The following is a 12,344-nucleotide window of genomic DNA, read 5'->3' as shown; positions in this document are numbered from 1 at the left end:
AAGTGTTGAATAATACTCTTCCTTTAATTCTCGGCGTATCAGGTGCATCCGGTCTGATTTACGCCGTTCGTGCCCTGAAATTTCTGCTAGAAGCAGATTATCAAATTGAACTGGTGGCCTCCAGATCGACCTATATGGTTTGGCAATCAGAGCAGGATATCCGAATGCCAGCTGAACCCCCAGCTCAAGAGCAATTTTGGCGCGAGCAAGCTGGAGTAAGTGTCTCTGGTAAACTACGCTGCCATCCTTGGAGTGATGTTGGCGCTGGCATTGCTAGCGGCTCCTTTCGTACCTTAGGTATGATTGTCATGCCATGTAGTATGAGTACCGTGGCCAAATTAGCAGTTGGTTTGAGTTCTGACTTACTAGAACGAGCAGCGGATGTACAAATCAAAGAAGGTCGAAAGTTGGTAATTGTTCCCCGTGAAACTCCTTTCAGCCTGATTCATCTGCGTAATTTAACCGCCTTAGCAGAAACGGGTGTGAGAGTCGTGCCAGCAATTCCTGCTTGGTATCATAAACCAGAAACAATAGAGGATTTAGTTGATTTTGTAGTTGCTCGCGCTTTAGATCAACTAGATATTGACTGTATTCCCATTCAGCGATGGCAAGGTCGTCGTTAAAGTATGAAGTATGAAGTATGAAGTATGAAGTGTGAAGTAAAAAATTTTTATTCTTCATCCTTTAGACTTTATCCTTCATCCTTTATCCTTTATCTTTACTAATTTCTATGACTGTATTTCGCTTAATTTTGCTGGTGGCTATATTGGGGGGACTAACGCTGTTGTTAACCCAAAATTGGTCGCCTGTCATATCGTTAGTATTTTTAGGTATGCGGACTCAACCGTTACCCCTGGCTATGTGGATGTTACTTGCCACTACCGCAGGTGCTTTAACATCTTTATTGATTACTACTTTATTTAAAGTCTCAACTTATTTTGGCGGACAACAGCGCCAACAAACTCGCTTTAAAACAGCAGCCTCACCGCGTACCAAAGCCAGCTATCGGCCCCAACCTAGTCCTCCCCCTGCTAGCCCGCCACCAACCGCTAGTCAAACAGAAAATACTGCCAGCGATGATTTTGATGATTGGAATACCAACGGTCGAGATGATGACTGGAACTTTGAAGAAAAGCCACAAGCAGCATCTCAGCCCAGACAGCAAACCCAAGAATTTTCCGATTCTCGAACTTACGAGCGTCAACAAGAACCGAAAAGTTCTTCTCAATCTGGTTCTGTTTACTCCTACAACTACCGCGAACCAAAAAATACAGCAGTGGGAAAAACTGAATCCGTTTACGATGCTGATTATCGAGTAATTATCCCCCCTTATCAACCCCCGACTCCTAATCAAGCTGATGATGACGATGATGATTGGAGCTTTTTTGATGACGTAGATTCTACGGATGAGGATAAGCGACCACGTCGGTAAGCATACCTAGCTTGAATTAGGGACAAGGAGGACAAGGGAGATGATGGGGAGAATAACTAATGACAAATGACTATTGGATTTTGACCCTTGACTCTTGACTCTTGACTTTTGACCTTGGTCTGCGCAGTTCAGATTAACTACTTAATCCACAACGTTCGCGGGATTCCTGTCTGACGTTGCCATTCATTGCAGCTTCTTGCAAAGTCATGAAAGCATTTAAATCTTCTAAATCGTACCTAGTGGTCAACAGACGCCGTAATTGATTTTCTGCTTCCACAGTTAGATAACCACTTGCTAAAGCTTTTTGGACAACGTCACGAATTCTTGTCATGGTCGGCACCTCATACATACCACATTGATCGATCTGGAGTGATTCAGGTGAGAATTAGAGTATTTTTTGTGACTAAACCGTCAACTTCGCAAATATTTTTTGTACAATATTAGTTAGAAATTTAGTCATTATTTACACCTTGACCTACCAGATTGAGAGAGAAAAGCTTGCTAGAAGTGAATCTTACATCGCTTGTATTGTGTTAGTAAAAACACAGTATTTTGTAAAACCAATATCTTTCTAGCAAAGAGAGTATTAGCTATTTGGATTGACCGAATTTGTTCCCTTAAAGTTTCAAACAATCTTTATTAAATTTCAGTTAAGCCCAAGATAACTAAGTGACAACTGCTAAGTCACCTAACGAAAGTTATTAAATTCGTTAGAAATTCATCATTAATTTATTCTGATTTTATAAAAGAATCGTTAATATATTGCGTGAGTTACTTTTATTACATAAAAAACGCTAATGGCAGCAGAGGATTCTCATCGCCTAGAAGAAGATTTTATCGAAGCTAAAAATAATTGGGAATTAGAAAAATTATACGTAGATTTAGCGTCAGCTAAAGGAAAAGCTTTGACACCTGTAGAAAAAAAATTTCTCAGAGGCCTGCTTTGTGGGTGTAGCCCTGCGGAAATTGCTAAGGTGGTATATCAAAGCGGGACTAGCAGTACAGTCAGAGTTTATCTATCTAACGGACTATATAAATATATAGAAGAAATGCTGAGTAATCAGGTGGGAGACTCAGTAAAAGTTAAAACTTGGAGTCGGGTGACTCAGTTGTTAGAAAAGGCAGGTTATAAAAAAGGTTGGTTTAACTTACAATCAGGGATTAGTCCAATAAAAGTCCACAAAGACATGGAGTTGGATTTATTAGCTCATCAATCAACCCAGTTAGAAAATAATTCTGAATCCATTACTAACAGTGTATTCTACGGGCGGCGGCAAGAACTAGCTCAAGTTCGAGCCTGGATTTTGCAAGAGCGCTGTCGGGTTGTAGTAATTTTAGGTATGGGTGGAATTGGTAAAACCGCTTTTTCAGTGAAGTTGGCAGAAGAGATTCAGGATGGATTTGAATATGTGATTTGGCGATCGCTCCAATTTGCACCGCCTTTAGAGGTACTCTTAGATCAACTGATTCAACTGATATCTCCAGCATCTCATACCAATAGTGCAGAAACCGTAGAAAGTAAAATTTCGCAACTGATTGATTGTTTGCGCTCTTATCGGTGTTTGATTGTCTTAGATCGGGTTGACTCGATTTTAGGCTGTGGCGATAATGACGGTCTACAAGAATATCCTACACTGACAACTAACAGCGCGGGTATACAAAATTTGCTTACACCGCTAATTACCCCAATTCGATATCGTCGCGGATATGAGGGTTACGGCGAGTTAATTAGAAGATTAGGCGATTTACCACATCAAAGCTGTGTAGTATTTACTAGTCGAGAAAAACCTCAAGAAATTGCTGCTTTGGAAGGAGAAGAATTACCTGTTCGTTCTCTAAAATTAACTGGTTTAAATCCAGAAGAAAGTATTTTAATTCTTAAAGCTAAAGGCTTAACCAACAAATCTTCACCAGAAGAATGTCAAGTTTTAATTGAGCGATATGCAGGAAATCCGCTATTTATTAAATTTGTAACGACAACAATTCAAGAATTATTTGATGGCAATATAGCTGAGTTTATCGAACAGGGAACGATAGTTTTTGGCGACATACGCACTACTTTTGACCAGCAATTTAATCGTTTGTCTCAGTTAGAAAAACACTTATTATATTGGTTATCACTGCATCCAAATTTTATTTCTGTGAGAGATTTACAAAGAAATATTATTCTCCCAGGATTATCGCCGCAAATGTCGCGGAGATTAATCTTGGAGGCTATGGAATTCTTACAAAGACGTTCTTTAATTGAACGACAAGCATCCTGCTTTTCTCTGACTCCAGTTTTGATTGAGTATATAGTTGAACGATTAATTGAAGAAAACTTTCAATTAAGCAAAGATAAAGATGGTTACTTATTCATGAGCCATACAATTTTTGCAGAACACCTGAAGAATTATATTAGAGATAATGGACTGAATGCGGAGATTTAAAATTACAGCTAGTTTTTAGCTCGTGCAAAGATCCCAAGAAGAAGGCGATTGTGGTCTAATAATAATTCAGGAAAGATAATTCATAACTGGAGCGCAGTCATCAGTGAGTAGCTTATTGCAAGGAGTAAACCTGTACTTAATCGGGATGATGGGTAGCGGTAAGACAACAGTAGGACGCTTACTAGCCAAGCATCTAGGTTATGGATTTGTAGATACTGATGATGTGATTGTCCAAGCAGCCGGAAAATCTATCAATCAGGTGTTTGCTGAGTCAGGTGAGGCGGCGTTTCGTCAGTTAGAAAGTGATGTTTTAGCACAAGTTTGTGCCTTTACCAAGTTAACTATAGCCACTGGTGGGGGTATAGTTTTACGACAAGAAAATTGGGGTTACTTGCACCACGGTTTGATTGTTTGGTTAGATGCGCCAGTAGATTTACTTTATAGCCGCTTGCAAGAGGATACCACAAGACCATTACTGCAAGATGTCGATCCTCAAGGTAAATTGCGATCGCTTCTCGAACAACGACAACCGCTTTATTCTCAAGCCGATTTGCAAATCAGCATCAGCGCTAGGGAAACACCAGAAGCAATTGCGACGAGAGTGATTGAAGCTATACCCAGCGTGATGAAAAAGCCTGTTTCTCACCAAAATTAATTGCCGATCCCAAGGCTGTGAGCACTACAATGGCACAAAGTCATAGCCAGTAGCAGATTTACTACTAGGTTGCACCTTAACTAAGATAGCTGCGCCACTGCGATCGCCTGACGGGAGAAATTGAATTTTACCTGTAGCTCCATTTACTGAGAAACTAGAACTATGCAGCACCGTTTCCAAGCCATCGCGAGTACTAGTTTGTTGTAAACCTTTAGCGATCGCTATAGTCGCATCATAAGCTGTAGCTGTGCGCCAATTAACATTGCCACCCCAAAGTTTCACAGCATTTTGCACAAAAGGATTGGCAGGAATTGCCTGAGGATGCCAAGGTACAGGTAACACTAAGCCATTAACATCAGCTTTTCCCACCTGCAAAGTTTTAAATGTGTAAAGTGTATGGCTAGCAAACAGCGTTAATTTGCCGTTATTGGCGGCTGCTAGTTCTAAAGCTTTGTTAATTCTATCTACATTCGGAGCTAACACTAAACTATCCGCGCCACTACCAATAAATTGTGAAATCAATGTATTGGGGTCAAAATTCGCACTAGCAATATCACAATTTGTAGAATTAACTTTACCACCACCCGCCACTATACCTTTGATAAACTCATCCTTAAAAGATTGAGTATCAATCGATTGCGAATCAGCACAAATAGCAATGTTGGTTTTACGTGCCGTTTTGATTGTGTAACTAGCGAGGCGTTCAGCAAACGAACCGTTACTAGGAACAGTACGAAATATATAGCTACCAATCCCAGAAAGATTTTGAGCAGTGCTGCTAGGAGAGATAGTTACTAACCCTCCCTGCTGATAAATTGGCGCAGCCGCAATCGAAGCGTTACTAGAATTATGTCCGACTACAGCTAAAATACTGGTATCTTTGACTAACTCAGTGGCAATTTGTTGAGATTGACTTGGCTGATTATCATCGTTAGCGATCGCCACTTGCAGTAGATTACCATTGATGCCGCCACTGCGATTTACCTCATCTTGAGCTTGAGCCACACCTCGCAAAATCTCTTTGGCCACATCTAGATTCCCGCCAATAGGTACGCTAACAGCAATTTTCAGGGATTTGCTATTTTTGGCTTGGGAATTATTTAGATAAATTAAGGCTTCAGGATCGTTGCGATTTTTGAGCAGAGATGCTTTGAACTTAGCTGTAGCTGTGGCAAAATCACTCTTAGCAAAGGCTTGTACTCCAGCTTCTTTATCAGGACTAGTGTCAGCAATTACTAATATTTTCTCTCCTGTACTGATTCTTGCTGATGTAGCTCCTGAAGTTGATTGCTGATTATTACCCGGTAGTAAGGAATTTAAACTCTTACCTGAGAATTGATTCCACAACCAGAAGCCTAAACCTAATACACCAATAGTCAACAGCAGAGATAAAATTAGCAGCTTGGTTTCTTTTTGAGAATTCATAGATTAATTAATACTTAATATACCGATCGCAGTTAAAAAGATGAAGATTGGCAATGCAAAAAAACCTTGTTCTTTTACTAATATCTGGATTGCAGCAAAATAAGCATAAAATAATTATGCAGATTTATCGCTCCATGACTTGGTAGAGAAATATACTAATATCAAATGTAATACTTGAATTTTGCGTAAGAGATTGTTACCAGTTCCAAAGTCTTCTACACTGACTGGATAGGTGTTAATTCGCAAAAGCTCCTCATAATGGTCAACGATACTGAGTACATCAGGCAAGCCGAAGCCACTCGTGTACAAGTGCTAAGTGAAGCGCTACCTTATATTCAACAATTCGCCGGTCGCACTGTCGTTGTGAAATATGGTGGCGCGGCCATGAAAGATAGCACCCTCAAAGATAAAGTTATCCGCGATATTGTTTTCTTATCTTGCGTTGGCTTGCGGCCAATTCTCGTCCACGGTGGCGGGCCAGAAATTAACAGTTGGCTAGATAAACTGGGAATTGAAGCGCAATTTAAGAATGGTTTGCGAGTCACTGATGCGCCCACAATGGATGTGGTGGAAATGGTATTGGTAGGGCGCGTTAATAAAGAAATTGTCGAACTGATTAACCAAGCTGGTGGCTTGGCTGTAGGCCTGTGCGGTAAAGATGGTAACTTAATCACAGCCCGTCCCCAAGGCCAAGAAGGTATAGGCTTTGTCGGGGAAGTCAGCAATGTCAATATCAAAATTTTGGAAACTTTGGCTAGTAATGGCTATATTCCCGTTGTCTCAAGTGTCGCCGCCGACGAAACAGGACAAGCCTACAACATTAACGCCGATACTGTAGCTGGAGAAATAGCAGCAGCATTAGGGGCGGAAAAGTTAATTTTACTGACTGACACCAGAGGCATTTTAAAAGATTACAAAGATCCGTCAACTTTGATTCCGAAAGTAGATATTCCCGAAGCCAGGGATTTGATTAACAACGGTGTTGTCAGTGGGGGGATGATTCCCAAAGTAAATTGTTGTGTGCGATCGCTTGCTCAAGGAGTCAAAGCCGCCCATATTATTGATGGTCGCATTCCCCACGCTTTACTATTAGAAATCTTTACCGACGTTGGTATTGGGACAATGATTCTCAGTTCTCAGTTTAGATCGTAAACGAGGACAAGGAAGACAAGGGGGACAAGGGAGACAGGGAAGACAAGGAGGATAATTAATAAACTTGCCTATTGACTATTGACCCTTGACCCTTGACCCTTGACTTTTGACTTTTGACCCTTAACTAAACAACAGCCATTGGTCGGCTACCTGCGGAATGACGGTCAATAACTTGGTCAATTAAGCCATAGTCTCTTGCTTCTTCCGGCGACATGAAAAAGTCGCGTTCCGTATCTTCCGCAATGCGTTCAAGAGGTTGACCCGTGTGTTCGGCTAAATAGTCGTTCAACCGCTTTTTGTGATACAAAATTTCTCGCGCCTGAATTTCAATATCAGTTGCTTGTCCTTGCGCACCACCTAAAGGTTGATGAATCATAATCCGGGAATGGGGTAGACTCATCCGCTTACCTTTAGTACCCGCACTGAGCAAGAAAGCGCCCATGCTGGCAGCTAATCCGGTACAAATGGTACAGACATCAGGGCGAATATGCTTCATAGTATCAAAAATGCCCATACCGGCAGTCACTGAACCACCTGGAGAATTGATGTACAAATAAATATCTTTCTCCGGGTCTTCAGCATCCAAAAACAGTAATTGGGCAACAATCAAGTTCGCTATGGAGTTATCAACCTGTTGTCCTAAAAAGACGATCCTCTCACGTAAGAGCCGTGAGTAGATGTCAAAGGCGCGTTCGCCGCGACCCGATTGTTCAATGACTATAGGAATCATGCAGCCTGCTTGTAGCTATTTAAATCCATTTTATCGAGGACAACTGCTAATTGCTGTCTCTCACTACAGTAGAGCGCATTTCTTCTAAATTTGACAAATTTGATGAATTTGAACGGGCACTTTTTATCCGTAGTCGGGTCTTAGTAGGTATCCCCCAATCATCAGTACCCACCAAACCTCTAGTTTCAGGCTTTGCTACATAACATTTGTAGCTTGCTGAGTAGAGTAACCAACATATCCACAAATATTACTAGTGGAAATTTGTCAAGTGTTGGTAACTTTTTAAACATTTTTTCACTATTACTCTGGGCAATTATCCGGAATATTTATCTAAATCCGGTAATTGAATAGTAAGGGGTGTAGTTAGAGTAACGATTTTATTGAGAAATGCTGTCCATCGAGAGGGAGACCTGCCATGCTGGAAAAACTTGTGCAAGCCGCCATCATAACTTTTTTACTCCACCTAATAGCAGGGCTTAACCCAAATACTAGAGTTCAGACAAAGGCTGCAATACCTTTGTCAGATACACCAGCAGCAATTGTTAGCTTGGTGTTTCCTTCTTTGCGGTAACAAGATTTTGTGAAGTAACACACAAGAGTTCTGCATTCACTATACTTATGGGTTCTTGAATTGAGTCACTACTATTACTGCTATAAACTTGCCCCTTTAACAGTATCAAGCGTGCGCGCGATCGGTTAAAGGGGTAAGTTGTTTTTATACAAGTATTTGATTTTTGAAACAACTTCAGTACAAATCGAAGAACTTTCTTCCCTGTTGCCTATTGCCGGACTATGGCGCTTGTGCTGCGCGCACCACGCAAGTCAGTTCAGAAATCAAATCGGATTTCTAGAGAATTAGTTTGTGACAGATCCAAAACTAGCGCTAGGCATCGATCGGGGAGTAGGAAATCGCTTTTGTCCATCTCTATATATGGGAGACGCCATCATTAAAAGCATTTCCAACAGCATGGGAGCAATACGGTTACACCACACCGCTAAATAGCTTTGCCATCCCACCAATATCTCAGGGGATTCTTTATGTAGTCCAGTAATGAGTGCGTGAGCTACTTTTTCCGGAGTCATCGGCACTACCCAGCGAAACCACTGTAAATCTCGCACCATGTGAGTATCGGTTAGAGATGGTAGCAAAGCCATCACTTGAATATTATGTGCTGCTAGTTCACCACGTAAAGCTTGGGTGAAACCTAAAATCGCAAACTTAGTAGCTGAATAGGTAGCCATTGATGGTGCTGCAACTTTACCCATTAAGCTGGAAACATTCACAATCCTTCCTTGTCGTTGTACTGCCATCCGACGCGCAATCAGGCGAGTAATAGTGTACATTCCAATTAAATTAACGTTGATCTCTTCCTGCACCTGTAATAGTTGGGACTTTAAAAAGGGAACTTGGTGTGCTACTCCAGCACAGTTGACAAGTAGATCAATTGGGCCATAGTCTCGCCAAGCTTGAGCTAGTGCAATGTTCACCTCCACTAGCTGAGTCAGATCCAACGGTAAGATAACAGCTTCCACTCCTAGTGCCTCAATTTCCATAGCGACTTCAGTTAACTGTTGGCGATCGCGCGCCAGCAACAACAGACGTTTTGCTCCTTGTTTTGCCAGTTCTACAGCGATCGCTCGGCCAATTCCGCGACTCGCTCCGGTAACAAGAGCTATCTTTCCTTGAATGTTCATAAAATCAAGCCTCTAAAGTTGAAGTCTCAATGCGTTGAATGCCAATGTTGAGATGAAAGTTTTTGTTGCAGGTGAAGCTTTTTAGGCACACGCTAAGACAAAACATAAACCATTGAAAGTAAGAGATTGCTTAGAAGTTTGGCTTTCAAAGCCTTATACTTTTTGACAAATCTGAGACCCTTTTTTGGGTAGTCTTAAGCAAAATTTGAGTGTTACTGGAAATATCAACAATTGGTAAGTAACGGGGTGAAATATTTCTAAATGTCATTAAATGAGTAATCTAAATATTTCTCGACCATCGTGCCTCTGAGTCTATGTAAAGCAGTCGGAGAAATACCTTTCCACCATTTCTGGAATTGGCAATCAGTCAATAGATAAGATGGATATAAACTGAGTTCTAACCAGAAATTACTCCACCGTCACACTCTAACAAGGGGATCGAGTATCTGCTAAATTTACTCACAGAAACCGCAAATTGTAATCTATTTATATAAAGTTCTCAGAAACCAGGCATTCTATTCCAATTTAAAAAACATCTATCTACCTTTACAGTACATAGTTTCTAACTATTTAGTTCTCTTTGATCCAGCAAGAAAAATTATGAGAAAAAGCGTTGGCTACGGAGATTTTTACTTGTTGATGTTCAAAAATTGTGCGTGTTTCTAACTCCTCAACAATCAGTTTTTGAACCCAGCAATTAAACATCCAGCGACCAAGTACTTCTAAGGATGGAAAAGCGATCGCCACAAAATCAATAATGTAGTTGATAGTACTCAGCCCAAAAATGCGGAAACTCTCACCATACAAGTCAAATCGCAATTGAGATGTCTTTGCTGAGGTGTATAGCCCAGCAGAATCCATTTCTGAACACGCTAATCTCATCTCCGTTTTGTAAATAAATTGTTATAGTAGTTAATATAACTACACAAATCTGTCACACTCATGTGCCCAATACCTCATGAAGTGTATGACTTACCGACATCAGCGAGGTATTAGCTTCAGACAAAGATAGCCAGCATTGATCCTCTAGTTGTCGCCCAATTTGGGCACAGGAGCCAGCGATGAATCAGCCCATCAAATTATCTTTAGAACAAGAATTTAGCCTGAGAAGCTTTGCTGACCAAGTGCAGTATATGTCTCAGGAACAAGCCCAGGCATTTTTGCTCAAACTATACGAGCAGATGTTGATCCAGGAAACAACTTACAAGGAATTGCTGAAGCAGGAGTGGAAACTAGATTCAGATGCAGTCTCTGGGTAAAGCTGAGAAGCAAATATTAGGATTAAGCCGAAGAAGTTTTGCGGAGGCAAATTTCTATGTTTAACAGCCTTACCGATTTAACTAATCCTACTGGCGGTGATTGGGGAGAGCGTTTACTTAACACTGTTGCCAGCAAAACAATTCGCTACCTATTTACTCAAAGCGAGTCAGTAGAAGTCTTTGTCCAATGCAATCCATCGAGTAAACTGTTGCAAGGCAGCATCGATAGCTTCAAAATGAGGGGACGAGGGCTAATCATTCGTGGAGATTTCAGGGCCGAAGAATTATCCTTCCAGACCGATGCTGTAGTAATTGATTTCAGCAATGTTTTGAGAGGAAAACTCACTCTCAAGCAACCCACTCAAGCTATTGCTCAAGTTACCCTATCAGAAGCAAGTATTAACCAAGCTTTTAAGGCAGAACTAGTCAAAAAGCGGCTGCTAAATCTTTCTCTGCCTGCTTTAAAAGATATATCTGGCGGTGAGCTGGTCTCCTTTGAAGCTATGCAGCTCCAGTTGTTACCCAACAATCGGGTGCGAATTTCGGCTAAGGCCGACCTCAGCAATGGCGAACTCGTACCGATTAGCCTAAGTGCAACCATAGCCATTGAACGGCGGCGTCGCCTTGTCTTCTGCAACCCGAAGTTTGAAGCAGATACTGTGCCAGAATCTCAATGGAAAATTTCTGAAACTTTGAGCTATGCATTAGCTCCAATTTTGGATCGGATGGTAGATTTGGAGCGCTTTGATCTTGATGGCATCACTATGCGGCTCAACCGATTAGAAACTCAAGGCAAACAGTTAATTTTCAGTGGCTACGCACAAATTGAACGTATCCCCACTAGAACACCGATTTAGTAATAAGAGAGTACCAAAAAATAAATTACCTAATATTTGAGTTCGTAGTTAGGACTTTAGTCCTAACTACGAACTTATTTACCTAAGAGAAGTAATGACATGAAGCACTAGTCTAAGAAAAATTTTCTAGATTTTGGGTTTTCTTTGAGAGATTGAATAAAATCCTTTAAACTCAACAGCGTGCCTGTTAAGGTGAACTTAGGGGTGCCATTTCGAGAAATGATTCTCACCTCACCGTCTTGAATTTGAATCTGATTCTTAATACTTTCCCATAAAGTGTCGAAGCTCTCGTCATCCCTACAACCATTGGCTTCGAGGAACTTTTGACGCACTTCGGTTTTTAGCGATCGCTCTTCTGCTGCTTGGGTGCGCGCCTCAAAGTGTTTAATTACATCCTCATAGGCGCTTTCCCTGAGAATTTTGTTTTCAGCTTGAACTTGCTCTAACTGCGTTTTTATCGCTTGCAGTTGTGTTGCTAAAGCAGCTGACCTCTGGTATTGAACTTTTAAGGCAAGCTTTGCATTAGTTAACAAGGCTTTGTAATCTAGCTCCTGTTCGTTTTGAATTGTTTCGGATTCCTGCTCATTCATAAAAAATATAATCTATTAATTTTGCTCTATTAAATAAATTTTATCTTTTATTTAGAAACTTTATTAATAAATAATGCAAATTTTATCAATATCCAAGCCTCAACTTACTTCGCGCTCAGA

Annotated in this window: 15 protein-coding genes; 9 read left to right on the top strand and 6 right to left on the bottom strand. The window is 40.9% G+C overall.

What is annotated here, in order from left to right:
• The first annotated feature begins 2 nt into the window (after window positions 1-2).
• A complete protein-coding gene (locus AACU33_RS28405; RefSeq protein WP_096595421.1) occupies window positions 3-623 on the top strand; it encodes a UbiX family flavin prenyltransferase in 621 nt (206 codons plus the stop codon).
• A gap of 107 nt (window positions 624-730) precedes the next feature.
• A complete protein-coding gene (locus tag AACU33_RS28400; RefSeq protein ID WP_096593153.1) occupies window positions 731-1,432 on the top strand; it encodes a hypothetical protein in 702 nt (233 codons plus the stop codon).
• A gap of 133 nt (window positions 1,433-1,565) precedes the next feature.
• Here AACU33_RS28400 and AACU33_RS28395 read toward each other — a convergent pair whose 3' ends face one another.
• Window positions 1,566-1,763, bottom strand: a complete 198-nt coding sequence (locus AACU33_RS28395; protein ID WP_096593151.1) for a hypothetical protein — start codon at window positions 1,761-1,763, stop codon at window positions 1,566-1,568.
• Window positions 1,764-2,229: 466 nt separating this feature from the next.
• On the opposite strand from AACU33_RS28395, the gene AACU33_RS28390 reads away from it, so the two are divergent.
• Window positions 2,230-3,861: an NB-ARC domain-containing protein gene (locus AACU33_RS28390; RefSeq protein WP_096593148.1), complete on the top strand. Its 1,632-nt coding sequence runs from the start codon at window positions 2,230-2,232 to the stop codon at window positions 3,859-3,861.
• Window positions 3,862-3,964: 103 nt separating this feature from the next.
• The gene (locus AACU33_RS28385) at window positions 3,965-4,516 is read left to right on the top strand and encodes a shikimate kinase (RefSeq protein ID WP_096593145.1); all 552 of its coding nucleotides are present in this window, start codon (window positions 3,965-3,967) and stop codon (window positions 4,514-4,516) included.
• A gap of 24 nt (window positions 4,517-4,540) precedes the next feature.
• Here AACU33_RS28385 and AACU33_RS28380 read toward each other — a convergent pair whose 3' ends face one another.
• Window positions 4,541-5,941: an ABC transporter substrate-binding protein gene (locus AACU33_RS28380; protein ID WP_096593143.1), complete on the bottom strand. Its 1,401-nt coding sequence runs from the start codon at window positions 5,939-5,941 to the stop codon at window positions 4,541-4,543.
• A 255-nt stretch (window positions 5,942-6,196) separates the two neighbouring features.
• On the opposite strand from AACU33_RS28380, the gene argB reads away from it, so the two are divergent.
• A complete protein-coding gene (gene argB, locus AACU33_RS28375; RefSeq protein ID WP_339376525.1) occupies window positions 6,197-7,093 on the top strand; it encodes an acetylglutamate kinase in 897 nt (298 codons plus the stop codon).
• Between the two features lie 124 nt (window positions 7,094-7,217).
• Here argB and clpP read toward each other — a convergent pair whose 3' ends face one another.
• Window positions 7,218-7,823: an ATP-dependent Clp endopeptidase proteolytic subunit ClpP gene (gene clpP / locus AACU33_RS28370; RefSeq protein WP_096593139.1), complete on the bottom strand. Its 606-nt coding sequence runs from the start codon at window positions 7,821-7,823 to the stop codon at window positions 7,218-7,220.
• 50 nt (window positions 7,824-7,873) lie between these two features.
• Here clpP and AACU33_RS28365 point away from each other — a divergent pair, with 50 nt between their 5' ends.
• Window positions 7,874-8,026, top strand: coding sequence for a hypothetical protein (locus AACU33_RS28365; protein WP_339376343.1), 153 nt, complete (start codon window positions 7,874-7,876; stop codon window positions 8,024-8,026).
• Window positions 8,027-8,238: 212 nt separating this feature from the next.
• Window positions 8,239-8,394 carry a hypothetical protein gene (locus AACU33_RS28360; protein ID WP_339376342.1) on the top strand — a complete coding sequence of 52 codons (156 nt, stop codon included), beginning with the start codon at window positions 8,239-8,241 and terminating at the stop codon, window positions 8,392-8,394.
• 284 nt (window positions 8,395-8,678) lie between these two features.
• On the opposite strand, the gene AACU33_RS28355 is transcribed toward AACU33_RS28360, so the two are convergent.
• Both AACU33_RS28355 and AACU33_RS28350 read right to left on the bottom strand, forming a co-directional pair.
• Complete coding sequence (locus AACU33_RS28355) at window positions 8,679-9,518, bottom strand: SDR family NAD(P)-dependent oxidoreductase (protein ID WP_096593136.1); 840 nt, start codon at window positions 9,516-9,518, stop codon at window positions 8,679-8,681.
• 570 nt (window positions 9,519-10,088) lie between these two features.
• Window positions 10,089-10,400: a hypothetical protein gene (locus tag AACU33_RS28350; RefSeq protein ID WP_339376341.1), complete on the bottom strand. Its 312-nt coding sequence runs from the start codon at window positions 10,398-10,400 to the stop codon at window positions 10,089-10,091.
• Between the two features lie 179 nt (window positions 10,401-10,579).
• Between AACU33_RS28350 and AACU33_RS28345 the strand changes: the two genes are divergently transcribed.
• Both AACU33_RS28345 and AACU33_RS28340 read left to right on the top strand, forming a co-directional pair.
• Window positions 10,580-10,777, top strand: coding sequence for an NblA/ycf18 family protein (locus AACU33_RS28345; RefSeq protein ID WP_096593130.1), 198 nt, complete (start codon window positions 10,580-10,582; stop codon window positions 10,775-10,777).
• Window positions 10,778-10,833: 56 nt separating this feature from the next.
• Window positions 10,834-11,634, top strand: coding sequence for an LmeA family phospholipid-binding protein (locus AACU33_RS28340; RefSeq protein WP_096593128.1), 801 nt, complete (start codon window positions 10,834-10,836; stop codon window positions 11,632-11,634).
• A 107-nt stretch (window positions 11,635-11,741) separates the two neighbouring features.
• On the opposite strand, the gene AACU33_RS28335 is transcribed toward AACU33_RS28340, so the two are convergent.
• A complete protein-coding gene (locus AACU33_RS28335) occupies window positions 11,742-12,224 on the bottom strand; it encodes a hypothetical protein (RefSeq protein WP_096593125.1) in 483 nt (160 codons plus the stop codon).
• Window positions 12,225-12,344: the final 120 nt, after the last annotated feature.

Origin of the sequence: Calothrix sp. NIES-2098 (assembly GCF_963875125.1) — a bacterium.
GTDB lineage: Bacteria > Cyanobacteriota > Cyanobacteriia > Cyanobacteriales > Nostocaceae > Aulosira.
This window is presented reverse-complemented; position numbering and strand designations above follow the sequence as displayed.